At 62.0% G+C, this 24,520-nt stretch carries 22 protein-coding genes; 10 read left to right on the top strand and 12 right to left on the bottom strand.

The annotated features are described in order from the left end of the window. Positions 1-5 precede the first annotated feature (5 nt). From R4P70_RS03245 to R4P70_RS03235, 3 genes are all read right to left on the bottom strand, one after another. Positions 6-638, bottom strand: a complete 633-nt coding sequence (locus R4P70_RS03245) for a hypothetical protein (protein ID WP_003940176.1) — start codon at positions 636-638, stop codon at positions 6-8. Between the two features lie 87 nt (positions 639-725). Next, positions 726-1,262 (bottom strand): hypothetical protein, encoded by a 537-nt coding sequence (locus R4P70_RS03240; protein ID WP_317830382.1) that lies wholly within the window; start codon positions 1,260-1,262, stop codon positions 726-728. A gap of 150 nt (positions 1,263-1,412) precedes the next feature. Beyond that, positions 1,413-2,576 carry an LLM class flavin-dependent oxidoreductase gene (locus tag R4P70_RS03235; protein ID WP_003940457.1) on the bottom strand — a complete coding sequence of 388 codons (1,164 nt, stop codon included), beginning with the start codon at positions 2,574-2,576 and terminating at the stop codon, positions 1,413-1,415. Between the two features lie 157 nt (positions 2,577-2,733). Here R4P70_RS03235 and R4P70_RS03230 point away from each other — a divergent pair, with 157 nt between their 5' ends. The 3 genes from R4P70_RS03230 to R4P70_RS03220 all read left to right on the top strand — a co-directional run bounded on the left by R4P70_RS03230 (position 2,734) and on the right by R4P70_RS03220 (position 6,524). After that, positions 2,734-4,065, top strand: a complete 1,332-nt coding sequence (locus tag R4P70_RS03230; RefSeq protein WP_047889080.1) for an MFS transporter — start codon at positions 2,734-2,736, stop codon at positions 4,063-4,065. Positions 4,066-4,206: 141 nt separating this feature from the next. Next, a complete protein-coding gene (locus R4P70_RS03225) occupies positions 4,207-4,872 on the top strand; it encodes a TetR/AcrR family transcriptional regulator (RefSeq protein ID WP_020909325.1) in 666 nt (221 codons plus the stop codon). Then, positions 4,869-6,524, top strand: a complete 1,656-nt coding sequence (locus R4P70_RS03220) for an FAD-binding dehydrogenase (RefSeq protein WP_019745556.1) — start codon at positions 4,869-4,871, stop codon at positions 6,522-6,524. Before R4P70_RS03225 ends, R4P70_RS03220 begins: the two co-directional genes overlap by 4 nt. Before the next feature lie 8 nt (positions 6,525-6,532). Here the strand turns inward: R4P70_RS03220 and R4P70_RS03215 are convergent, their stop codons facing one another. Further along, positions 6,533-6,670, bottom strand: coding sequence for a hypothetical protein (locus R4P70_RS03215; protein ID WP_153211511.1), 138 nt, complete (start codon positions 6,668-6,670; stop codon positions 6,533-6,535). 47 nt (positions 6,671-6,717) lie between these two features. Continuing rightward, the gene (locus R4P70_RS03210) at positions 6,718-9,084 is read right to left on the bottom strand and encodes an arylsulfatase (protein WP_211918735.1); all 2,367 of its coding nucleotides are present in this window, start codon (positions 9,082-9,084) and stop codon (positions 6,718-6,720) included. A 117-nt stretch (positions 9,085-9,201) separates the two neighbouring features. Here R4P70_RS03210 and R4P70_RS03205 point away from each other — a divergent pair, with 117 nt between their 5' ends. Together R4P70_RS03205 and R4P70_RS03200 are read left to right on the top strand one after the other, a co-directional pair. Next, positions 9,202-10,413 carry a DUF2254 family protein gene (locus tag R4P70_RS03205; protein ID WP_317830381.1) on the top strand — a complete coding sequence of 404 codons (1,212 nt, stop codon included), beginning with the start codon at positions 9,202-9,204 and terminating at the stop codon, positions 10,411-10,413. 94 nt (positions 10,414-10,507) lie between these two features. Beyond that, the gene (locus R4P70_RS03200) at positions 10,508-12,340 is read left to right on the top strand and encodes an APC family permease (protein WP_317830736.1); all 1,833 of its coding nucleotides are present in this window, start codon (positions 10,508-10,510) and stop codon (positions 12,338-12,340) included. A gap of 8 nt (positions 12,341-12,348) precedes the next feature. On the opposite strand, the gene R4P70_RS03195 is transcribed toward R4P70_RS03200, so the two are convergent. Further along, a complete protein-coding gene (locus tag R4P70_RS03195; RefSeq protein WP_042924901.1) occupies positions 12,349-13,422 on the bottom strand; it encodes a VIT1/CCC1 transporter family protein in 1,074 nt (357 codons plus the stop codon). A 24-nt stretch (positions 13,423-13,446) separates the two neighbouring features. After that, complete coding sequence (locus R4P70_RS03190; protein ID WP_003939910.1) at positions 13,447-14,292, bottom strand: alpha/beta hydrolase; 846 nt, start codon at positions 14,290-14,292, stop codon at positions 13,447-13,449. Positions 14,293-14,483: 191 nt separating this feature from the next. Here R4P70_RS03190 and R4P70_RS03185 point away from each other — a divergent pair, with 191 nt between their 5' ends. Continuing rightward, complete coding sequence (locus R4P70_RS03185; protein WP_317830380.1) at positions 14,484-15,125, top strand: DUF4232 domain-containing protein; 642 nt, start codon at positions 14,484-14,486, stop codon at positions 15,123-15,125. A gap of 1 nt (position 15,126) precedes the next feature. On the opposite strand, the gene R4P70_RS03180 is transcribed toward R4P70_RS03185, so the two are convergent. The 3 genes from R4P70_RS03180 to R4P70_RS03170 are packed head-to-tail and all read right to left on the bottom strand — an operon-like array spanning position 15,127 to position 17,476. Next, positions 15,127-16,197: a hypothetical protein gene (locus R4P70_RS03180; RefSeq protein ID WP_021331827.1), complete on the bottom strand. Its 1,071-nt coding sequence runs from the start codon at positions 16,195-16,197 to the stop codon at positions 15,127-15,129. Then, complete coding sequence (locus R4P70_RS03175; protein WP_021331826.1) at positions 16,194-17,063, bottom strand: ABC transporter ATP-binding protein; 870 nt, start codon at positions 17,061-17,063, stop codon at positions 16,194-16,196. Before R4P70_RS03175 ends, R4P70_RS03180 begins: the two co-directional genes overlap by 4 nt. Then, the gene (locus R4P70_RS03170; RefSeq protein ID WP_007729675.1) at positions 17,060-17,476 is read right to left on the bottom strand and encodes a GntR family transcriptional regulator; all 417 of its coding nucleotides are present in this window, start codon (positions 17,474-17,476) and stop codon (positions 17,060-17,062) included. The genes R4P70_RS03175 and R4P70_RS03170 overlap by 4 nt, the downstream gene beginning before the upstream one ends. 308 nt (positions 17,477-17,784) lie before the next feature. On the opposite strand from R4P70_RS03170, the gene R4P70_RS03165 reads away from it, so the two are divergent. The 4 genes from R4P70_RS03165 to cobU are packed head-to-tail and all read left to right on the top strand — an operon-like array spanning position 17,785 to position 21,893. After that, the gene (locus R4P70_RS03165) at positions 17,785-18,744 is read left to right on the top strand and encodes an ABC transporter substrate-binding protein (RefSeq protein ID WP_020970983.1); all 960 of its coding nucleotides are present in this window, start codon (positions 17,785-17,787) and stop codon (positions 18,742-18,744) included. Positions 18,745-18,751: 7 nt separating this feature from the next. Next, a complete protein-coding gene (locus tag R4P70_RS03160) occupies positions 18,752-19,786 on the top strand; it encodes a FecCD family ABC transporter permease (protein WP_141488301.1) in 1,035 nt (344 codons plus the stop codon). Further along, positions 19,783-20,571 (top strand): ABC transporter ATP-binding protein, encoded by a 789-nt coding sequence (locus tag R4P70_RS03155; protein ID WP_317830379.1) that lies wholly within the window; start codon positions 19,783-19,785, stop codon positions 20,569-20,571. The genes R4P70_RS03160 and R4P70_RS03155 overlap by 4 nt, the downstream gene beginning before the upstream one ends. Continuing rightward, on the top strand, positions 20,571-21,893 hold the full coding sequence (gene cobU, locus R4P70_RS03150) for a bifunctional adenosylcobinamide kinase/adenosylcobinamide-phosphate guanylyltransferase (protein WP_317830378.1): 1,323 nt from the start codon (positions 20,571-20,573) through the stop codon (positions 21,891-21,893). Before R4P70_RS03155 ends, cobU begins: the two co-directional genes overlap by 1 nt. 2 nt (positions 21,894-21,895) lie before the next feature. Here the strand turns inward: cobU and R4P70_RS03145 are convergent, their stop codons facing one another. Both R4P70_RS03145 and R4P70_RS03140 read right to left on the bottom strand, forming a co-directional pair. Beyond that, positions 21,896-22,681 (bottom strand): IclR family transcriptional regulator, encoded by a 786-nt coding sequence (locus tag R4P70_RS03145; RefSeq protein ID WP_003939697.1) that lies wholly within the window; start codon positions 22,679-22,681, stop codon positions 21,896-21,898. Further along, positions 22,678-24,216, bottom strand: coding sequence for an APC family permease (locus R4P70_RS03140; protein ID WP_046379397.1), 1,539 nt, complete (start codon positions 24,214-24,216; stop codon positions 22,678-22,680). Before R4P70_RS03140 ends, R4P70_RS03145 begins: the two co-directional genes overlap by 4 nt. Positions 24,217-24,520 lie beyond the last annotated feature (304 nt).

Here is a 24,520-nt window from a genome sequence, read left to right as displayed (position 1 = left end):
ACCTACTACGACGTGGGACCCACTACCTCGAAATCCGAGCCACCTTGGTACTCGAATTGAAAGCTACCGCCGCTACTTCCCGAGCTGATCCGATTCCACGCGTCGATCAAGTCCTGAACCGTGTTGTATCCCAGATCCTCCAAAGATCCTGAGAGACTTCCGGTTCCCGCGCCCTCGAACCAGCCGCCGACCACAACTGCCTGCGGAATCGCGATAGTCGGGTTGGTCGGATCGAGCAGTCGAACGCACGCTCCCGCAACGGCGTAAACCCCGGCCGGCAGATTACCGACGGTCCGCGTGATCGTCTGCCCAGGCGAAACGGCAAACAGATCGAGGATGTTACTGACGGTCGGGTACACCAACACGCCAGGCTGGAGCAGCTTTGCCGGATCACGAATCACGTCGGGGACATCCCTGGCATTGAGGATCGCCACCGTGCAGTTGATGAAGCTGAACCGCGGGTTCGGGTTGGTGATGGTGAAGGTGATCGCATTGTCCGCTGCGCTCACCGATACCGGAGGCGGAAGAATCGCCGGTGCTGCCGACGCCGTCGCCGGAGTCATGACAACCAGTCCCACGACGGCGGCCGACGCCGCGACAATGCTTCCGAGAGCGCGTTTGAATCCACGACTTCGCATTTCCGAACCTCCAGGCAAGTCGGTCAGATCACCAGATGCATGGAGAATAGACCGCTCAGTCGGAAAATTGGGGAGACAGACAGTGAGCTACCCGAAAAGTCCTTCGAGGCTGCCGCTACCGAACAGGTCGCTCAGGCTTCCGGTATTGATGCCGCTGAACGGTCCACCGATGACAACGAGGCTCGGCACGCCAGTAACGGGCTTACCCAACGTCTCGAGATCGAGAAGATCGGAGCAGGCACCGAGCACGGCGTAGGTTCCGTCCGGAACATCGGTCACGGTATCGGTGACCGTCTGCCCCTTGCCCACGTCGAACAGCGAGGCCGGATCGGTGATCTTGGGGTACACCACAAGGTTCGGATCAAGCAGTTTCAGCGGATCATCAAGCACAGCAGCAGAATCCGCGGCGTTGACGACAAACGCCTGGCACAACGGGGCAATTCCCGTGTTGTTGTTCGTGATCGTCAGTGCCAGATCGTTTCCGGTCACCTTGTACGAGACGACCGGCGGGACCACCTCGGCCGACGCAGTCGCAGGATTGACCATCGCGACGCCTGCCGCGGTTGCAGCGGCGACTGCCACGGTTCCCACTAAGCGACGTACTCCACTCGTGCCCAGCTTCATCGAGGATCCTTTCGTACTGCGCCTTGAGTTCGGCAACAGTGCGCAGCCTAGATCGGATCTAGCGCCCGAAATGGCCCAATTGCCCCGCCGGGAGGGCATGCCCGAAAGATCGGGACAAACGTCCCCTTCTCGAAGAGCTAGCTTTTCGACTCAGTTCCCACTGGAGACGAAGGGCGTTCGCACCGGTCCGCCGACAGAACCGTGCGGTGCTACCAATCCACGCTTTTCGAGGATCGGACGCACACCCTCACCGAACTGATACGCCTCTTCGAGATGCGGATAGCCCGACAATACGAAGTGATCCAGTCCGATCGCCGCGTACTCGGCAATCCGATCAGCCACTTCTTGGTGCGAACCGACCAATGCGGTACCTGCTCCCCCTCGCACCAATCCGACGCCGGTCCACAGGTTCGGCGCAATCTCCAGCGACCTCGCTCCGACGCCCTCCTTGTAAGCCGAACCGCCGCCGTGCAATTCGAGCATCCGACGCTGACCTTCGGAGCCGGATCGCGCAAGACTCGCCTGAGCCTGCTCGACGGTCGCCGGGTCGAGCGCACTGAGCAGCCGATCCGCTTCTGCCCATGCCTGTTCCGAGGTGTCCCGGCTGATGACGTGCAAACGGATTCCGTAGTCGAGGTGACGACCTTGGACTTCCGCGAGGTCGCGGATCCAGGCGATCTTGGCGGCAACAGCGGACGGCGTCTCACCCCAGGTGAGGTAGGTATCCGCGTAGCGCGATGCGACGGTGCCGGCCGCCGGCGAGGATCCGCCGAAGAAGATGGGCGGTACCGGATCCGGAATACGCTGCAGCGTAGCTTTTTCCACGTTGACGTACTCGCCGGAGAAATCAACCGGACCGTTACCGGACCACAACTGGCGGATCACGTCGAGGAACTCGCCGCATCGTGCGTACCGTTGGTTCTTGTCGAGGAAGTCACCGAACGTGCGCTGCTCGTGGTCCTCCCCGCCGGTCACGACGTTGAGCAGCAGACGACCGCCCGACTGCCATTGGAAGGTTGCGGCCATCTGAGCGGCAAGCGTGGGGCTGAGCAATCCCGGGCGCAGAGCAACCAGAAACTTGAGTGTCTCGGTGGTCTCGAGCATCATCGCCGTCGTCAGCCATGCGTCTTCGCACCACGCGCCGGTGGGCGTGAGGACGGCTTCGAAGCCGTTCGTCTCGGCGGCCGCGCCGATCTGATTGAGGTATTTCAGCGTCGCCGGACGATCACCGGACATCGAGCTGCCGTGCCCACCCGCCATCAGATTCCGGGAATCACCGTAAGTAGGCAAGAACCAGTGGAAGCGCAGTGACACGGTGATTCCTTTCGTCGACGTACAGGCAGAACTCTTCTGTCATTACAACCACAGTCCACCTCGAAGAACAGGGTTGAAATCACCCTGATCGCTAGGGGTGCCCACTTTCGGCGCCGGCGATACCTTCGTGAATTTGCACCGCGACCCGGGGGCTCCGATGACCACGTTTGCCGAAGTCGAGCACAATTCACCGTTCTCGAACGAGACCGACGACGAGCGGCGATCCAGATTGAGAACCGTCGTCGCCGCGAGCCTGCTCGGCACGACGGTCGAGTGGTACGACTTCTTCCTCTACGCAACGGCAGCGAGTCTGGTCTTCAACCAACTGTTCTTCCCGAACCAGAGTTCGTTCGTCGGGACCATGCTCTCTTTTGCGACCTTCGCAGTCGGCTTTCTCGTTCGCCCCATCGGTGGAGTGGTGTTCGGTCACATCGGCGATCGCATCGGGCGCAAGAAGACGCTTGCTCTCACGATGTTCATCATGGGTATCGCGACGGCGCTGATGGGCGTTCTTCCGACCGCCGCTCAGATCGGAGTCGTTGCACCGATTCTGCTTCTGCTGCTTCGTATCCTGCAGGGATTTGCTCTCGGTGGCGAGTGGGCCGGAGCTGTTCTCTTGGCAGTCGAACACAGTCCGGAGAAGAAGCGTGGACTGTTCGGCAGCATCCCGCAGATCGGATTGGCTCTCGGGTTGGCATTGGGCACAGGAATGTTCGCGCTGCTTCAAACAGTCTTCGACGACGACCAGTTTCTCCGTTTCGGCTGGCGCATCGCCTTCGTCCTGAGCCTGGTGCTCGTGATCGTGGGGTTGGTGGTCCGCTTGAAGGTGGACGAGACGCCCGCCTTTCAGGCCGTTCGCGACCTCGAACAGCGCTCGTCCGCCCCGCTCAGGGAAGTCTTTCAAGGAAAAGCCGCGCGAAACACCGTACTGGGCATGTTGTCTCGCTGGGGCGAGGGCGCCGCGTTCAACACCTGGGGCGTCTTTGCAATCACGTATGCAACCAAGACTCTGCATTTCGAAAAGGTTCCCGTACTTCTTGTGGTCACCGTGGCCGCAATAGTGATGGCGATCTTGCTGCCGTTTTCCGGTTTACTCACTGATCGGTTCGGCCCGCAACGGGTCTACATCGTGGGCATCGCCGCGTACGGCCTCGCGATCTTCCCCGCCTTCGCACTGTTCGGTACCGAGAATCTCCTGCTCTTCGGAGTCGCGATGGTCGTGGTCTTCGGAGTGATTCATGCCTTGTTCTACGGCGCCCAGGGAACGCTGTATGCGAGCCTCTACCCCACAGAAATCCGGTACACCGGGTTGTCGGTCGTCTACCAGTTCTCTGGTATCTACGCCTCCGGCGTCACACCTCTGATTCTGACGGCACTGATCGGCGCCAGTGGCGGTTCACCGTGGCTGGCATGTGGATATCTCGTGGCCACCTCGGCGATCAGCGTCGTCGCCACAGCGGCGATCAGGAAGCGTGATCTGCACTTGTAGCTGTCGTCATACAAATATCTTCCTATCTTGCGTATTTGCTAGATATAGATAGAAACACCTGCCAAGAAGATCTAATCGAGATACGTCTTCGCATCGGATACATCGGTGTATCGTTTGGGTTCCACCCCGACGGAGGCGCCGATGACGACTGGAACGGACAACTCGCCGGCCAAGCGTGTCACCAAACGCCGTGGTCAAACCAGGCAGCGCCTGCTCGACGCGGCTGCGGACGCCTTCTCTGAATCGGGGTTCGGGCACGCCACGGTCGAGCAGATCTGCGAACGCGGCGGTTACTCCCGAGGCGCGTTCTACTCCAACTTCGATTCACTCGACGAACTGTTCTTCGCGATGTGGGAGCAACGATCTGCAGCTATGCTCGCCGATCTGCGGTTGGCGACGGAGTCGATCACCGCCGGCAACACCGTCGACATCCATGCCGCTGTCGCCCGGATCGTGGCGGTGGTTCCGGTCGACCCGCAGTGGTACCGGATCAACGCGGAATTCACAGCCCACGCGCTCCGCAACCCGGCACTTCGCAAAGCCCTTGCCGACCGTGAAGACGCGATCCTTCGCACCCTGTTGCCCATTGTGGAGTCCGCACTCAGCGACGTCGGGCGAACAATCGTCGGCGACCCGACTGCGTTGGGACGGGCATTGGTCGCAGTGCACGACGGCACCAGCGTGCAGTGTCTCGTCGACACCGACACCAACGCCGCCTTCGCACTGCGCCGCGATATCTTCACTCGAATCCTGCTGTCCTACAGCGAAATAATCCAGAACAACCAATCGAAAGAGGAGCTGTCGTGAGCGAACAAGCTGACGTCATCGTTGTCGGGGCAGGGCTGGCGGGACTGGTCGCCACCTACGAACTGACACGCGCCGGCCGCAAAGTCCTTGTCGTGGAACAGGAGAACGCAGCCAACCTCGGCGCGCAGGCATTCTGGTCGCTCGGCGGACTCTTCCTCGTGAACAGCCCCGAGCAACGCCGACTCGGCATCAAGGACTCTCTCGAGTTGGCAATGCAGGACTGGATGGGCACTGCCGGATTCGACCGTGAGCGCGAAGATCACTGGCCTCGCCAGTGGGCCAAGGCGTACGTCGAGTTCGCGGCCGGCGACAAGCGTCAGTACCTGCACGACCTGGGGCTTCGCCTGATGCCGAATGTCGGTTGGGCCGAACGCGGCCGCGGAATGGCTCTTGGACACGGCAATTCGGTACCGCGATTCCACCTCACCTGGGGAACCGGCCCCGGCGTGGTCGATGTCTTCCTGACCAAGGTGATCGCCGCCCAGAAGCGCGGACTGGTCACGTTCAAGCACCGCCACCAAGTCGATCAACTCGTCGTCACCGATGGTGCGGTCACCGGTGTACGCGGAACCGTCCTCGAACCTTCCAGTGATCTACGCGGCGTGAAGAGTTCGCGCACCCCCATCGGCGAATTCGAGTTCGCCGCACAGGCAGTCGTGGTCACCTCCGGTGGAATCGGCGGCAACTACGAACTGGTGAAGAAGAACTGGCCCGAGCGACTCGGCAAGGCACCGAAGCACATGCTGACGGGAGTACCTGCACACGTCGACGGACGGATGCTCGAAATCACCGAATCCGCGGGCGGAAACATCGTGAACCGCGACCGCATGTGGCACTACACCGAAGGCATCCAGAACTGGAATCCCATCTGGCCCAACCACGGAATCCGAATCATCCCCGGACCGTCCTCGATGTGGTTCGACGCCACCGGCAAGCGTCTGCCCGTCCCCAACTTCCCCGGCTTCGACACGATGGGAACTTTCAAGTACATCCTCGACAGCGGCCACGAGTACACGTGGTTCATCCTCGACCAGAAGATCATCGAGAAGGAGTTCGCACTCTCGGGATCGGAACAGAACCCGGACTTCACCAACCGCGACTTCAAGCTCCTCCTCGAACGAATCAAGAAGGGCGCGCCGGGACCGGTCGAGGCATTCAAGCAGAAGGGCGCAGACTTCGTGGTGCGCAACAACCTTCGTGATCTGGTCGACGGCATGAACGCCCTCACCGACGAACCGCTCCTCGACTACGAGGACATCGAGCGCGAGATGATCGCCCGCGACCGCGAAGTCGACAACAAGTACAGCAAGGACTTCCAGGTCACCGCCATCCACGGTGCTCGTAATCTGTTGGCAGACAAGATCGTGCGCGTCGTTGCACCGCACAAGATCCTGGACCCCAAGAACGGCCCACTGATCGCGGTCCGGTTGCACCTGCTCACCCGCAAGACCCTCGGCGGCTTGGAAACCAACCTGGATTCACAGGTCATCAAGGCCGACGGCAGTGTCTTCGACGGCCTGTACGCGGCCGGTGAGGTCGCGGGCTTCGGCGGCGGCGGAGTCCACGGTTACAGCGCGCTCGAAGGGACCTTCCTCGGTGGCTGCATCTTCTCCGGCCGCGCAGCCGGACGAGCACTGGCGCGCGACCTGTAGCCCCGAAATCAGGCGAGCGAATGCGTGACCAGTATGTGGTGGGCGCGCATTCGCCTTGCCTCGTGCACGGATTGATGGTGGTGATGGTGCGTCGGCCCGCGCGCGTGGCGGACCAGATCGTGAACAGTACGGATGACGGTCGGCATTGCGACCCTCCCTCAGGAGATTGTGACTGCTGCTCTTGTCAGTGGAATCACTGTCTGGACAACGCCACTCGCGCCACCTCCTCCGGGTCGATCAGGTGGGTATGGTCATCGTCGCCGACGTCGATCTGCACTACCTCGATACGGCCGTTGAATGTGGTTGCGCCACTGTAGTCGACACTGACAGGCATGCCGTAATCGTCACCGATGTCGGTGGTCTCGTCCGCGGAGAAGACCATCGGTTGGGTCTGCTCGACGCGACCCGAGCCCACTTCGCGACCGTCATGATAGATCGTGACACCGCCGCCCCTCGCGAGACCACCGCCGTCGTAGGCGAACTCAACTCTGATCTGATGTGATCCTGCCGGAATGTCAACCTCGGACCCGACGACGAACTCGGTCATGCCGAGCAGGTTGTAGACGAATTTGGCGCGACCTTCCCGCGCGTAAAGTGCCCAACCGCCGAACCTGCCTCCCTGCGCGATCATCACACCGTTGGCGGTAATGCCATCCGCGATGTCGACTGCTGCTGTGACACTGAACGATCGGTTCTTGATACTCAGCACGCTGTGCTCGCTCAGCCGTTTCATTCCGGGAAACAGAACCTGTCGGTTCCCGGACACCAACTGCGGACGCCCCGCGATGTGAGGGTTGAACCTCTCGAATCTTCGGTCGTCGATCGGAAGCACGTTGTACTTGACTGCTTCGATCAACCACAAGCGTTGCAGTGCAGCAAGTTTCTCCGGCAACTCGGCCGCCAAATCTTTGGACTGCGTCCAATCCTGCGACCCGTCGTAGAGCTCCCACACGTCGTCGTCGAGAGCGGGGAGCGCCTCCGCGAACAGCCACGGAGTGCTGTGTCTGGTGACCGCACTCCAACCCTTGTAATAGATACCGCGATTGCCGGCCATCTCGAAGTACTGCAGATCGTGACGTTCGGCGGCTTCGGCGTCGTCGAAGGTGTAGACCATGCTGGTCCCCTCGATCGGTGATTGCTGGACGCCGTTGACGAAGGTCGGTTCCGGCAGTTTCGCGACCTCGAGGATCGTCGGTGCGACGTCGATGACGTGGGTGAATTGCGACCGCGTCTCACCCTTGGTCCGAATCCCAGCCGGCCAGTGCACGATCGTTCCGTTGCGAGTGCCACCCCAATGCGAGGCAACCTGTTTCGTCCACTGGTACGGCGTACACATTGCCCATGCCCACCCCACGGAGTAGTGGTTGTACGCGTCCTTGGTACCGAACTTGTCTTTCACTTCCGCCATGAACTCGGGTGTTTCGATGGCGGCGAGTCCGTTGAAGTTGGCCATCTCGTTGAAGGCCCCGTTGATCGTCCCCTCTGCAGACGCTCCGTTGTCGCCGATGATGTAGTACACGAGGGTGTTGTCGAGAGCTCCGAGTTCCTCGATCGCATCGACAAGCCGGCCGACATGGAAATCGGTGTGTTCGAGAAACCCTGCATAAACTTCCATTTGGCGTTCGAGGACAGGCTTCATCTCCTCACTCATGTCCTCCCACGCCGGAATGGCCTCGGGGCGCGGGGTGAGGACCGCATCCGCGGGGACGACTCCCCGCTGCTTCTGCTGCTCGAGAATCGATTCGCGTTGCGCATCCCAACCTCCTGCGAACCGGCCCTCGTACTTGTCTGCCCACTCCTTCGGAACATGGTGCGGTGCATGTGTGGCGCCGGGTGCAAAGTAGACGAAGAACGGCTTGTCCGGAGCCAAGGACTTCTGCATCCGAACCCAGTCGATCGCGTGGTCGGCAAGGTCCTCGGTGAGGTGATAACCCTCCTCCGGTGTCTTGTCCGCCTCCACGGGCGCGACACCCTCGTACAGCGCCGGGTAGTACTGGTTGTTCTCCCCGCCGATGAATCCGTAGAAGTGCTCGAATCCGCCTTCTCCCGTCGGCCACGATGTGAACGGCCCCACCGGGGATGTCTGCCACGGCGGTACCTCGTGACACTTGCCGAACTGCGCCGTCGAGTATCCGTTCAGTTTCAACGTCATCGGTAGTGCGGCTTTGGTATTCGGGCGCAGACCGGAAAGTCCAGGAGCTGAGGTCGCGGTTTCGGTGACCGAGCCCATACCGACCGAATGGTGGTTGCGCCCACTCAGCAGTGCGGCGCGGGTCGGTGCACACAGCGCAGTCGTGTGAAACCGCGTGTACGTGAGCCCATTACTTTGCAATCGCTCAGCAGTCGGTGTGTCCGCTGGTCCGCCGAAGGCACTGCTCGCGCCATATCCCACGTCGTCCAACAGGACCACCAGAACATTGGGTGCCCCGGCCGGCGGCAGTAGCGGAGTGATCGGCGGAAACTCCGTGTCCGGATCCTTCGCGTCGTACGTCACCAGACCAAGATGTTGTCGATCCGGAATCGGTAGTACAGCGCGGCTCTGGCCTGTCGGATCCGTCATGACGTCTCGCCTTCTGTCTCTCACATGGCTCTTTCAAGCGTTTCAGGATCACGACGGCGTCGACATCATCCGTTTCGGGTGAAGGCGCACCATTGCCGCAGCGTGGAGGCTTGAAGGGTGGATCAGCCCGGACGTTTCGCTCCCACCCCGATCGGGCATGCCTTCCTCGTCCCCCGGCGCCGTGTGCGCGCCGGCCTGACCCAGATCCTGTGCGTCGTCGTAGGACTGGCTGCCGGACTGGCGATGCCATATTTACGTAGCGGCCCAATGATTCCCGCCCGTCAGGTCAGCGAGATGCTCGTTGCACTCGGGCTGGGGTTACTGGGTGTAGTCGCAGTGATCTTCTCGCTACTGTTCCTTGTCGTCCAGTGGGCCGCGACCACCTTCACTCCTCGCTTGTTGTTGTTCCGCGACGACCCCATCGTGTGGCGGACGTTTGCCTTCGCCATAGGCCAGTCGGTTTTCGACATCACGGCAGCGCTCGCCATCAGCAACGAAACGGATGTGTCCGTGGTTGTGCCAAGTCTCGCAGTGCTGGCGCTCTTGGCCACGCTGACGCTGATCAGGCTGCTCCAGCTGCGCGCATTCTCGGCCATCCAGTTGGCTCCTGTACTGACCTCGATCTCGAGTCGTGGCCGAGCAGTCTTCGCCGCCGTGTACCCCACCACCGATCGGGAGTTGCCTCCTCTACCAACACTTCCGGTGATCACGACTATCGAGTGGCATCGACCGCCGGCCGTTCTGCAACAGATCCTCGTCGAAGATCTCCTGCAGAGCACTCGGAACTGCCGATCCATGGTGGTCCTCCGAGTGTCGCCGGGTAGCACGCTGCGAGACGGATTGCCGCTCGCCGACGTCTACGGCGGACCGATGCCCGCCAACACGATTCTTGACGCCTTGGTCAGTGGGAGTGAGCGGACCTTCACCCAGGACCCCCTACTCGCGATTCGGTTGTTGGCTGACATCGCGCTCAGAGCGCTCTCACCCGCTATCAACGATCCTGCGACGGCCGTGCAGGCTCTGGACGAGATCGAGGACCTCCTCTCTCTGGTGGCCTCCGTGCGCGCAGATTCGATCCGGGCCGTCGACGAGCGTGGTGATCTGCGTGTGGTGATTCCGCTGCCCGACTTCACGAGCTTCGTCAGAACCGGACTGGACGACGTCATAGCCTCGGCATCGAACTCGCCACTCGTTCTGGGCCGACTTCGCGACCTACTTTCGCACGTCGCCGCCCAATCGGAGTCTCGGAACCGCGATATTCTCGCCACGCGCGCCCGCTGGATTGATCAGCTGTCACAAGGCTTCCCGCGACTCGAACCCCCGTTGTGAACCCGTACAGATTTGCGGGCCATCGCGTCAAGGCATCGTCAAGATCAGTCTCAGAGCTACGGGAAATGACGATACTGACTCGGTGAGACATGCAGTGATACTCGGACACCGTGGAGTCATATCGTCGACCACCCGCGCCGGCGGCGAACCTGAGAAGCAAAAGCTCTCCGTCGCAACCGGACTGGCGGGTCTGTCGCTCGACGCGATGGCCTCGGTCTCGTACGGTCCAGAGGCCATCGTGTTGGTGTTGGCCCTCGCCGGCGGCGCGGGGATCGGCTTCACCGTGCCGGTGACGATCGCCATCGCCGTGCTGCTTGTGGTCCTGGTGGCGTCGTATCGCCAGGTGATCGCCGCATTTCCCGAAGGCGGTGGCGCATACGCCGTCGCAAAGAAGCATCTGAGTCCTCGCGCAAGCCTGACTGCCGCCGCATCGTTGATCGTCGACTACACCCTCAACGTCGCGGTGTCGATCGCAGCCGGTGTCGCGGCTCTGACCTCCGCCTTCCCTGCGCTTCTTCCCTACACGGTCTGGATCGCACTGGCGATACTCGGCGGCATCACGGCACTGAATCTGCGGGGCATCGCAGATTCCGCGCGGGTATTCATGTTGCCCACCGTGGTTTTTGTCGTCAGCATCTTCACGGTGATCGGTGCCGGACTACTTCGGGAAAACCCTGCCGCCGCCACGGCTCCCTTCCTCGCCGACAACGCACACACGATCGGCATTCTCCTTCTGCTCAAGGCATTTTCGAGTGGTTGCGCCGCATTGACCGGTGTCGAAGCCATCGCCAACGCGGTACCCAGTTTCAAGAAGCCTCGCGTGCGTAGCGCTCAGCGTGCCGAAGTAGCTCTGGGAATCCTGTTGGGCACCATGCTGATCGGCCTTGCCGTGTTGATCGAGAAGTTCTCACTGGCCCCGGTCCCTGGAACAACGGTCCTGTCGCAACTCACTTCCGCTGCCCTCGGAAATGGTGTGGGCTACTACGTCGTCCAATTCTCCACCGTGATTCTGTTGGCGTTGGCCGCGAACACCTCGTACGGCGGACTTCCCAACCTGATGCGGATCCTCGCCGACGACAACGTGCTCCCGCACCGCTTCAGCCGGAAGTCGACGCGCGACGTCTTCACGTACGGCGTTTTGTCGCTCGGTGGCGTCGGTGCTCTCCTGCTCATCGGATCCGGCGGAAACATGAACACCTTGGTGCCGCTGTTCGCCATCGGTGTGTTCATCGGATTTACGCTCGCGCAGTTCGGCATGGTGCGCCACTGGCTCACTGAACGGACACCGGGCTGGAAGTGGCGATTGGCGCTCAACGGTTTCGGGGCTGCGTTGACTTCGATCGCAGCAGTGGTGACTACCGCCATGAAGTTCACCGAGGGCGCCTGGCTGATCGCTCTCGCGCTCCCTGCGCTCGTCCTCGGCATGGAACGCATCCGCGGTGCGTACACACATATCGGTACGCGGTTAACCGTTCAGGGTGAGAACGATTCTCTGTCTATCGGATACAAACCAGCGGTCCTAGTACCCGTGTCCGAAATTACGTCGCTCTCCACCCGCGCGATGGCCGCGGCAACGGCAATGTCTTCGCAGCCCATCGCAATTCGAGTCTGCCTTGCCCACGAATCGACGACGGACTTCACCCGCCGATGGCAAGCCCGACACCCGAATTCGCGTTTGATCGTCATCGAGGACACCGAGAATTCCGTGGGGAATACCCTCGCTCGATACATCCGCACACACTTCCCCCACCGGGAAACCTTTGTTGTCGTCGCCACCATCGACCCGGCGACCAGATGGCATCGGATACTCCCGAGCCAACGGACCGATGAGATCGCTCATGCACTGCGCAAACACACCGAGGCCGTGGTGTGCCAAATTCCGGTCCGGATCGATCCGGCTCACCGCGATCCCGCCCTGCGCGCATGAGCAGACGCTCAGAGCGAGGTCCCGAACAACATGCCGAGTAGATACGTTGCGCCGGCAGCGCCGTAGCCGATCGCAAGTTGGCGTAGCGCCCGCTTGAACGGCGGCCCGCCCGACAGCAACCCGACCACAACGCCCGTCGTCAGCAACGCGATCCCCACGAGAACAGATGCGACGATCAGAGCCGTCATGCCTTCCAGGCCGAACAGATACGGCAGCACCGGAATGATGGCGCCCGAGGCGAAGAAGCAGAAGCTTGCCGCCGCTGCGCCCAACCCGGTTCCGACAGCTTCATGGTCGTCGACAACGTCCGCGGCGCCGAAGGTGCTGTTCGCGAGGACCTCGGCGGCGCGCTGGTCCGCTTCCTCGGCGGACATGCCACGGGCCCGGTAGACCAGCGCCAATTCGTTGGCGTCGACGTCGAGCAGTCCGACGGCTTCGCTGGCCGCGGGACCAGGATTGGACGCTTCCAACAACTCTCGCTGCGAGCGGACGGAAACGTACTCGCCGGCTCCCATCGACAGGGCGCCGGCCAGAAGCCCGGCCATGCCGGTGATCAGAACGATCTGGTTGGAGACGCCGCTACCGCTGATGCCGAGCACGAGAGCGAGATTGCTGACGAGGCCGTCGTTGGCTCCGAAGACGGCGGCACGAAACGTCCCCGAAAGTCTGTTCCGACCCCGAGTGGCCAAGGCCCGCACCACTTCTTCGTGGATCTTCTCGTCCGCGCCCATCGATGCGGTCGCGTCGGCGTCGTTCGGATACGGGGATCGCGTCTCCGCGCGCTGGGCAAGAGCGAGCACGAACACGGAGCCGAAGCGCCTGGCCAGAAAGCCCAGTATCCGAGTGCGGATATCGCCGCGCAGTGGTTTACCGACGTGATCGCCGAGAAGCGCTCGCCAGTGCGCCTCGTGTCGGCCCTCCGCGTCGGCCAGGGCTAGAAGGATTTCGCGCTCCTCGCCGCTGCGCCTACCCGCGAGGTCGCGGTAGACGGCGGCCTCGGCTTGTTCGTCGGCGAGGTATCGTCTCCAGCGCTTGACATCTCGCGGGTCTGGATCGGGTCGTGCGGCCGGAACTGTGGACATCGTGTTCCCCTTCCGGTGAGGCGGTCACGCTTCGAGTACGCGGTCCATCCACGTCGTCAGATCATTGATGACGTCGTCGCGGTTGGTCTCGTTGAAGATCTCGTGCCTGGCGCCCGGATAGGTGTAATAGGTGACGTCTTCGATCCCCGCCGAGTTGTACCGTTCGACTGCGACGTCGGTACGGCTCAGCGCGGCGTTGAGAGGATCCGAGGTGCCGACGAAGACCAGGATCGGAAGGTCTTGTCGCACACCCTCGACGTCGACGAACCTCGGTCCCGCTGCGATAAGTCCGCCCATGCCTGCGTCGTCCAGGCTGAAACCGCACAGCGGATCGTTGATGTACAAATCCACCTGCGCTTCGTCACGGCTGAGCCAGTCGTGCGGAGTGCGGGCCGGTTCGAATTCGGCGTTGAACTGGGCGAGGACGTCCGGGCCGTCGTTGACGAGGCTCTCGATCAGTTGATCGACCGCGGTAGTCCCCGACAGTGCGACGGCGTCGATCAGGTGCGAATGATCGAGGATGTACTGCTGCGAAGCGAACGAACCGAGGCTGTGGCTGAGCAGTACGACGGGCAGGCCGGGGTGTTTGTCGCGGATGATGCCCGTGAGGGTCACCATGTCTGCCACCAAGCGGTTCCAGCCGTCGTCGCCGATGTTGCCTGGGCCGGCGTGCATGCTCTCACCGTGGCCGCGGTGGTCCGCCGCGTAGACGTGGAAACCGCGAGCATTCAGGGCTTCGGCAACGTGTGCGTAGCGTTTTGCGTGCTCACCCATACCGTGCGCGAGTTGAACAACCCCTCGAGGTTCCTGCTCGGTGGGCCATTCGTGGACATGAATGACCACTCCGTCGTCGCTGGTGAAGGTGAACATGCGCTACTCCCGGTGGTCGCGATCCGGACAGGTCATTTCTCATGCTAGATCCGCAGCGGCAATCCATCCGGGAGGTAGGTCCTGATCACCGGCGAGCCTGATTCGTTTCTGCACATCCGGCCTCGGATTCGGATATACCGGACACGGATGTTCCGGAGCCAGTTGTCGACCAGCTTGAGGAGTACAGAGCGATGAATCCCAACCGCATGCGCAACGCCGGCTTGTTGGCGGCTCCACTTGCTGCTCTCGCCCTTCTCAGCGGTTGCGGCTCGGACGAAACGGGAACGGCCGAGAGTTCACCGGCACCCGCCTCAACCACGACCGCCTCTGCGCCGACGACCCAGACCGGTACTGCCGCACCTTCGACGACCCATACCGATCACACCCAAACCACAACCTCGACGGCACCCAATCCCGAAGGCTGCGCGATCGGGGAACTGAACGTCACCCTCGGCGAGTCGAGTGGCGCCGCCGGTTCTGTGGAGCTTCCGGTGGTCTTCACCAACACGAGCGGCCGCACGTGCACGCTCGACGGTTTCCCCGGCGTCTCCTATGTCACGGGAGCGTCCGGAAGCGAAGTGGGTGCTGCAGCCGGCCGCTCCGGATCCGGTTCACTCGTCTCCCTTGCCCCTGGCTCTGCCGCAACGTCTTTGGTGCGAGCTACGAACGTCGAGAACTACCCGGCAGATCAGTGCGGCGTGACCGACGTTGCGGGACTGAGGGTTTACCCGCCCAACAGCTACGACTCGGTCTTCCTCGCCTACCCCACCAAGGGTTGCTCGATGACCGGCGCGAACATCAACCAGCTGACGGTCGCGCCGGTCGCCCGCTGAGTCACGGCTTGAGGCGTCGTAGGCCCCAGAGCGCCGGCAGGAGGAACAAGCCCGAAAGGATCAGGACGAGTGCAGCTTCCGTGAACTGGAAACGCCAGAACCGATCAGCTGAGTGGTAGCGAACTTCGTAGTGGTCGACGCCGTGTTCCCGCAAACAGATCTCCATCTCTCTGTTCTGCCGCGCTGAGAGCACATCCATGCGGAGGCTGTACTCGGCGCCGGTCTCCTCCGGGCGCTGGTCGTACGGGTTCTCGCCGCCTGATCCACCCCACGTGCACTCGTCGTATTTGATGTCGACCCAGTTACCTCGGAGGTCGACATATCCTTGCGCGAGTTCCCAATTGACCGCGGGAATACTGGTATCGCTCGAATAGTAGGAACTGAATCCGGCGACGGGTGACGTTCGGACACTCGGCTCGGCGTAATCGGGTCGTGCAACCAACTGAAATGCTGCGAGGATCGCAACAACACCGACCATCGTGATCGCCATTGCGCCGATCGAACTACGCACCAGCAAAGCCAGAGCTGCTCCGAGCATGAGTGCCATGAATGTGTATGCACCCAAGACCAGTCCGCTGGATTGAAAGAGCGGATACGACAGGTTCGATATCTCGACGAAAGTCGAACGCCCGGCAACAAATGCATACCGGGAGTTGTCCGGGAGAGATCGAGCCCATTGCAGTGCAAATCCGAGCAATGCCGAAGCCACAGAAATCGGCAGGAAGACGATCAACACCCGGGTCCAGAACCAACGAGTCCGACTGACCGATTGAGTAAGCCCCAATACGTGTGTTCCTTGTTCGACATCCCGCGAAAACACGGTGACACCGATCAACACGCCGAGGAACACCGGCAGAGCCGTCGCAACCACTGTCGTCAGTGTGAGAGCAGTCTCTGCCGTGCAGATAGCGGTGATGTCATCGAAGCAACTGAGAGGCGATCCGAAGAGTTGGGCTTGTCCGCCGCTCTTGATGATCGCACCACTCGACAAGACAATGACTGCTAATGCCGCGAGGAATCCCAACGACACAACGAGCGATGTCCGGTGATGCCGCCACGTAACCCAGATCATGCCGCCACCATCGTTTCCGCGCTCAGGTGCCCGAGCACCACGTCGTCGAGAGTTGCGTCGTCGATCACCCAGCCGGCCTGAGGGCTCGGACGAATTCCCTCCACCACATGAGAATTCGACCGCATCCCCTTGTCGGTATGAATGACCGCACCGGCACCGACCATGTCCGAAGGATCGCCGTCCCCGATCAATACGTAATGGGCAGCGATCAATTCATCCAACGGACCGGACAATCTCGCGTTTCCGCCGCCCAGCAGAAGAAGTCGATCCGAGACGTCTGCCAATTCGGAAACGATGTGTGAAGACAACAGAACCGTGGTGCCGTACTCGGCAACGTCTTCGAGCAGAGTGGTCGCGACGGACCGCCGCGCCACGGGATCAAGATCCGCCAAGGGTTCGTCGAGTAGAAGCAACTGCGGTCTGCGCCCGAGCGCCAAAGCCAGTGCAACCCTGGTTCGTTGACCTGGTGACAGAGTCTTCGCCTTTGCATCGAGAGCAATCCCAGCGCGCTCCACCAGATCCAGAGCGTACTTCGCATCCCACTTGTCGTTGGTATACGCACCGAATCGAAGAAGTTCCGCAACAGTGAATTTGGGGTACAGCGGCTTGTGCTGAGCGAGGTAGGACAGGCCTGGGCAGATGCCGTCCTGATCCGGCGTGCTGCCCAGTACCGAGATCGAACCGTGGTCAGGCATCGTCAACCCGACAGCCAAGGACATCAGTGTGGACTTACCGGCGCCGTTCACCCCGACCAGGGCAGTGATGCTTCCCGTTGCGACCTCGAAAGTGCAGGCGTCGAGCACCTTCTTCTTGCCGAAGCGCTTGTCCACGTCCTGCATCGTCAGTGCCGATTCTTGCGCAGTCATGATGTCTCCCCCTGCTTTCCGGACGGATCCGATTCGATGAACGTCTTCTCGAGCTCCAAACTCACCAATGCTTCGATGTCCGTGCGCTCGAGTCCGGCGGCCACGGCATCTGCAACCCAACGCGCCAACTCACGACGTAGCGCAGAGCTTTCCGCCATACCGGGCTTTGCCAGGGACTTCACGACGAACGTGCCCAATCCGGGCCGCGGGGCGACAAGTCCGTCGCGCTCGAGTTCCTTGTAGGCCTTCAGGACTGTGTTCGGGTTGATCGCGAGCGCTCCCACGACGTCCTTGGCTGTGGGCAGCCGATCCCCGACTTGGAGATCACCGAGCCTGAGCGCCTGCTTCACCTGAAGGACCAATTGCACGTAAGTGGGAATGCCGGATCGGCGGTCGATACGGAAGTCGATCATCCGAACCCTTTCACTAGTTCATTAGTGGAATAGATATTTACCCTGCCTTGACCTCCCGGGTCAAGCCAGACGACCCCTGTAAAGTGCAGATGCCCCGGTTCACTGGGGTGCCACGCTGCTCGTGTGAAGTTCGGTGAAACCCCGGCACTGTCGACGCAACTGTGAATTCGCCCGTCACTACTCGAGGCGAACGAGTCAGGTCACCGGCCTCGTGGCGACACGATGGTTCTCGGACGAAGGACCGCTCGTGGCGCTTCGCCTCGCGGCCGCGCTGCTCGCGACCCTTCACCACTAGCGGAGGGGTGGCTGTGAGTACTCGGCCGACACGTAGATTCAGATCTGTACTTGCAGCACTGACGGTGAGCACCGCACTGCTTGCCGGTGCCTGCAGTAGCTCGACGTCCGATGCACCCGCAACCACAGCCGCCTCGGACGGCTCGTTCCCGGTGACTGTTGTTTCCGGTCCCACGGATTCCGGCACGGACATCACCATCGAGTCACGTCCGCAGTCGATCGTGTCACTCAGTCCCAGCGCCACCGAGACCCTGTGGGCCGTCGGCGCGGGCGATCAGGTGAAGGCCGTCGACAATCAGTCCGACTACCCGGCCGGTATCCCGGTCACCGATCTCTCGGGCTTTCAACCGAACGTCGAAGCCATCCTCGGCTACGCACCGGATCTGGTGATCGCATCGGATGACATGAACGATCTTGTCTCCGGACTGCAAAAGGCGAAGGTGCCGACACTCCTGCTACCGGCAGCCACAAGCATCGACGACGTCTACGCCCAGATCGAGCGCGTCGCGAAGGCCACCGGCCACGAGGACAAGGGCACCGAAGTTGTCGACACCATGCGCTCGGACATCGACGCCGCTGTCGCCAGTGTTCCTGCGCGCCAACAGCCGCTGACGTACTTCCACGAACTCGACTCCTCGCTCTACACCGTCACGAGTTCGAGCTTCGTCGGGCAGATCTACTCGCTGTTCGGAATGAAGAGCATCGCCGACGCCGCGGGGCAGGGCGACTATCCGCAGCTGTCCGCCGAATTCGTGGTGCAGGCCAATCCCGATCTCATCTTTCTCGCAGACTCCCAATGCTGTGGAGTGACAGCAGAATCCGTCGCCGCTCGGCCCGGGTGGAGCGGCATGAAAGCGGTTACCGGCAACCAGATCCATGTGCTCGACGAAGACCTCTCCAGCCGCTGGGGACCTCGTGTCGCCGATCAGGTGAAGGCCGTCGCGGCAATCGTCGCCCAAGTTCCCGCGGCCTGAGCACTCGATGATCAAAGCCGGTATCTCCCACCATCGGACCGCCGTTCTGCTCGGCGCCGCGCTGATTCTGTGCGCTGCCTTGCTGATCGGTGTTCTGGTGGGGCCGGCCGGTTTGACGCCTGATCGGACCATTCTCGAACTTCTGGACGGAATACCCGGCATCAACCTCGATTCCGGTCTCACCGCGACACAGCAGGCGATTCTCTGGCAGATCCGGCTTCCGCGAGTAGTACTGGGCGCGTTGGTCGGAGCAATGTTGGCCGTTGCCGGTGCCGCCTACCAGGGCGTGTTCCGAAATCCCTTGGCAGATCCGTATCTCCTCGGCGTTTCCAGCGGAGCCGGACTGGGAGCAACCCTCGCCATCGTTTCGGGTGGAGCGCTGGGCATGTTCGGAATTCCCATGGCCGCCTTCGTCGGTGGTGTGCTGGCCGTGTTCGCAACTTATTCGCTCGGCCGAAGCATTGGCGGGCCGCAGAACGCGGTAGTCATCATCCTCGCCGGTGTCGCAGTCGCGGCGTTCACGAATGCAGCGCAGACTTTTGTCCAGCAGCGGTTCGACGATTCACTCCGCGAGGTCTATTCCTGGCTGCTCGGCGGATTGTCCACCGACGGTTGGTCGGAAGTTCTGGTTGTCCTGCCGTACGTCGCGCTGGCATCTGCCGTCATCCTGGTACACCGACGCGTACTCGACGTGATGGCCGTAGGTGACGTCGAAGCCGCCAGCCTCGGCGTCGACCCGGCCAGATCACGCCTGGTACTGGTGCTCGCCGCAACTCTGGGAACGGCGGCGGTCGTGAGTGCAAGTGGACTCATCGGCTTTGTCGGAATCGTTGTTCCCCATGCGGTTCGACTGGTCGTCGGCCCGTCGCATCGACTGCTTCTCCCCCTGTCACTCATGCTCGGAGCGGCGTTTCTCGTCCTCACCGACGTTGCCGCCCGCACGGTCATGGCACCGGCCGAACTCCCCATCGGGGTTGTAACCGCGATGATCGGCGCTCCGTTCTTCCTTCTGGTTCTGCGCCGCAGCCGGGTCTCGGCATGACCGACAGCGCAGTGCGGTGCCGCGACCTCCGAGTCAACCTCGGCGGCAAAGACGTCGTCGACGGCATCAATCTCGATGTGACACCCGGCGATTGGGTTGCCGTGGTCGGGCCGAACGGCGCCGGCAAGACAACCTTGATGCATGCCCTCGCCGGATTGATTCCGTCTACCGGTGAGCTCTCGGTCGGGGGACTGAGTCCTCGCAATTCCAGCCGCAAGGCGATGTCCGCCGTCGTCGCGTTGATGCCTCAGCGTCCGGTAGTACCCGAGGGCTCAACGGTTAAGGAACTGGTTGCGCTCGGCCGCACTCCCTATCTACGACGCTTCGGAACCGAAACCGCCACTGACCGTTCGGTGATCTCTTCGGTGATCGAGAGGCTCGACCTCACCGAGTTCGCAGATCGACGAGCCACCGAACTTTCCGGTGGCGAACTGCAGCGCGTGGTCCTCGCTCGGGCATTGGCTCAAGAACCTCAGGTACTGCTCCTGGACGAACCCACCAGCGCGCTCGACATCGGTCACCAGCAGCAGGTTCTCGACTTGGTGGAGGAACTGCGTGAGGCCGACAACATCACGGTCATCGCCGCGATGCACGACCTCACTCTCGCGGGTCAGTACGGTCGACGAATCGTGCTGCTGGACAAGGGCAGCGTGGTTGCCGACGGCACTCCCTCATCGGTGCTGGAGGCAGACCTCCTCGGCCGCGTGTACGGCGCTCGGGTCGAAATCCTGGACCGGCCCAGCGGTCCCATAGTTGTTCCGATTCGGCAGGAAGGCACCCGCTGATGGAATTGGTGATGCTCGGCACCGGCGCTGCCGACGGTTGGCCGAACCCGTTCTGTACTTGCCCTTCCTGCCTGGCTGCCCTGTCGAGTGAAACCATTCGCGGGCACACTGCCGCCCTGGTGGACAACAGAATTCTGTTAGACTGTGGACCCGAAGTACCGCGTGCCGCATCGCGATTCGGTCGCACGCTGGCACACGTCGAACACATCCTGCTGACGCATTCTCATCCCGATCACCTCGGCCCGATGGCATTGCTGTTCCGGTCCTGGGCCTCGCGCACCGAACCACTACAGGTTCTCGGACCACCCGACGCGCTCGCTCTCTGCCGAGACTGGGTGGGCCCGGATGACCCGGTGACCTTCACACCGCTCGAGACCGGCCAGTCGATCATGTTGGGCACCTATCGTGTTCGCGCACTCGAAGCCGCGCACGAAGTACCCACCCTTCTCTACGACATCACCGACGCATCCGGAACCCGAATCTTCTGGGCCACCGACACCGGGCCTCTGCCCGAATCCACTGTCGACGCACTTGCCGACGCCCGTTTCGACGCCGTCTTTCTCGAAGAGACCTTCGGCTACAAAACTGACCACGGCACCGGGCACCATGATCTGCCGAATTTCGCGGAGACGGTGTCGCGACTACGCAACTGCGACGCGATCGCCGATCGAACCGATGTGGTCGCCGTACACCTCGGACACCACAACCCAGTCGAAAACGAACTCTCGGAAGCACTTCGCGTGTCCGGGGCGCGAGCGGTTCCGGATGGAGCTGTGCTCGAGATCGGGGTAGGACAGAGCCATCGAACTCTGGTCACCGGTGGCGCCCGCTCGGGCAAGTCCACTTACGCGGAGGGCCTGCTTGCCGGCTACCGGAACGTCACGTACATCGCCACCGGGGATCCGCAGGACGACGATCCCGACTGGATCGAACGAATTGCGTCGCATCGCGCGCGGAGGCCGTCGACGTGGACGACGGTTGAGACCTCCGAAGTGACCGAAATTCTCGCGGCCGCAACAACACCGATCCTGCTCGATTGCCTCGGCACGTGGTTGACCGCACGTCTGGACCGACATCAGGCGTGGGCGACAGAAGATCTCAGCGCCGTCCACGCAGATATCGACCGGTTGGCCGACGCCTGGACCGCCTGTCCGGTTCCGATTGTCGCCGTCACGAACGAAGTGGGAAGCGGCGTCGTCCCGGACACGAAGTCCGGGAGGCTGTTCCGCGATCTACTCGGTCTGGTGAACAGCCGCATTGCCAGTGAATCGGAGTCCGTGGTCCTGATGACCGCCGGGCTCCCACTGAGCCTGCGCGTGTGACGTCAGAGCAATCCGGTGAGCTGACGCGCACAATCGAGTAGGAAACCGACCAACTCTCGATCCTCGTCCGTCACTCGCCCGCTCGCTCCCTGAACACATAACCCGCCCGCCACCTGGTCTGCGTGATCTCGAACCGGTACTGCCACTGCGGATCGACCCAGGCGGCATTCCTGGTTCTCGAATGCAAAACCCTGCAGGCGAACAGACCTCAACTGCTCATACAACGCATCGAAATCACCGAGGGTGAACTCCGTGACCCGGCGAAGTTCCAAACCCGAAAGCAACCGCTCGTCGTGCGCCAACAGAACCTTCCCCAGCGCATTCGCGTGAAGGTTCTTGGCCAGTGCCGCTATTCCGATGATCTCGTGATCCGGATCCTTGTCGACGAACCGCAAGCGCCCACCGGCGAATGACGCGACGTGCAATCCGAACCTCGTGTGTGTCCGCATGTCCTCGACGCGCTCGTGCAGCGTCGGCGCCGGACCACTCGACGACGCCGCATGCGAGAGCTCGGCAGTCCGACGTCCCAACGCGAACCCTGACAGGTCCGGCACCCGCACGAGAAAGCCCTCCGCCACCAGCAGATTCAGCATCCGGTACGCCGTGGCCGATGGAACGCCTGCAAAAGTGGCGATCTCCTTCGCGGTTGTTCCCGGTCCCAGATGAGCCACCGCCTCGAGCATCCCCAGCGCCTTCTGAACCGCACGCGGTTGTTGTCCACTGAAGTGGGTCTCTTCGCCGATCCGTTTGTCTGATCGTGGACCAGCGGTTGCACGGTCCGCGGTCACCGCCCATGCTCCGGCGAGTCGCCCTCGGCGGTCCCACGATCCGGAACGAGTCGCCTTCGCCCGTCACCGTCGATCAGCAGAGTGCCAGCACCGGGCAACAGGTCCGCCGTCTCGACGCTGTCGAAAGCACCGACCATCAGAAGGCTTTCAGGTCTGGCTCTACGGAGCAATGCGCTCCACACTGTCCCCGACACAGCAACAGCAAGAGCAGCGATCGGCAGTGCCCACATCCCGTGAACCGCCCCGTCGAGAACGATGTAGACCAATAGACCGGCACCGGCGACGCTCACGGACACGGTGCATATCCGGGTCAGCGACGTATGTTCCCCGATTCGGCGCAAGAACTTCCACGAAGCAAAGGCCACCAGCGTGTAAGCGCAGACCAACGCGGTCTCCACCACGCCGTCGAAGGATCCCGAATCGTCGCGAACCGTATCCGAATAGATGAATACGCCTGCCGCACTTACCGCGACGAACGCAAGTACCGCAACGTACGGGGTGCGGAACCGTCTGTGCACGCGAGCGAGCGGCGCAGGCAGTACCCGTTCGATCCCCATCGAATACAACAACCGCGAACCCGCCTGCGCACAACCGAGAGTGGATGCGAACCAGGAACACGTCATTCCGATCTTGACTGCCAGAACCACCTCCGCGCTGGCCCCCGATGCCGTTCCCTCGAAGTACGCTCCGACGATCGTCGCGCCGTGGCCGGTCATCGCCGCCCAGGCCGCAAAAACGAAGAGCACCCCGCAGATGATCGGCGAAATGAGAACCGTGCGTGTGACGCTGATGAGTGGTCGCTTCGCTTCCGGGCCGAAGAAGGCCGAACTTTCGAAGCCCGCCATGCTGAGCACCGTCAGCATCGCGAGAAACGGAACTGCACTCAGCGACGGATTCGGCAGGGCAACAGCAGTTGTCGTGTCACTGTGCGTCGCCAGCATGACCACGACGATGAGAATCAACGAGCACGCTTCGACGACCAGGATCGCTCGGGTGGCGAACCGGACGCCGCGCACTGCAATCCACGCGACGGCCAGGGCAATCGCCACCGTCGTGATCACCGTCGCGGCAGTCCCTCGCACGTCGGGGCCGACAATGGCGATGGTATCGAGCAGACTCGGAACTGCCTGTGAGAAAACCGAAACCGAGATACCGAGATACCCGAGTACCAGTGCGGCTCCCGCCGTCAGTGTCGCCCGGATACCGGAGCCTTGGAAGACGAAGCTGTACAACGATCCTGCTGCGGCCAGTCTCCGCGTGAACTGAGTGATGCAGAACGCAACGAGAAACACCGCCGAAGTTGTCGCAGCAATCGCAGCCAACCCGACGTAGCCGGGGCTGTAGGTGATCATCCACAGGGCGATGAACACCATTCCCGTTGCCGGAGCGATCGTGGAAAGTGATTGCCCCAACAGGTCGATCGGGGTCAGACGTCCTCGTCCGAGACCACGGAGCGGGGAGAACACGGGCTCACTGTGTTGATCCGCATTCTGCGCTCGCGTGATCGCCGCACGCAGTGCCGCACTCACGGCCATGTGTCACCGTCCGTCGCGTCCAGGCCCGAACCTACGAGCGAATTGTCAGAATTCGGTCAAGTTAGTCCGCTTATGTTTCCGCGCAGTTTCCACGATGGCGCGCACAGAACTTTCAAGTGAGAATCCGACTCTGTTTCCCACCCAGCGTCATGCCGGATCAAGGGCGGCCGACGGTATCCGGCCCCTCCGGGAGCACCTTGACCTGCGAGTTCTCCGATTCTCACACGACAACTGCTCTCTCAGTTGCACCTCGTCCAGGCGTAGCGCGGTCGACGCGGGTTCGCAGCATCGCCCGTACAGGATG

Source organism: Rhodococcus sp. IEGM 1241 (assembly GCF_033142365.1).
In the GTDB taxonomy this organism is placed as follows: Bacteria; Actinomycetota; Actinomycetes; order Mycobacteriales; family Mycobacteriaceae; genus Rhodococcus_F; species Rhodococcus_F erythropolis.
Note: the sequence above shows the minus strand (reverse complement) of the source record. Positions and strands in the feature narration are given on the sequence as shown.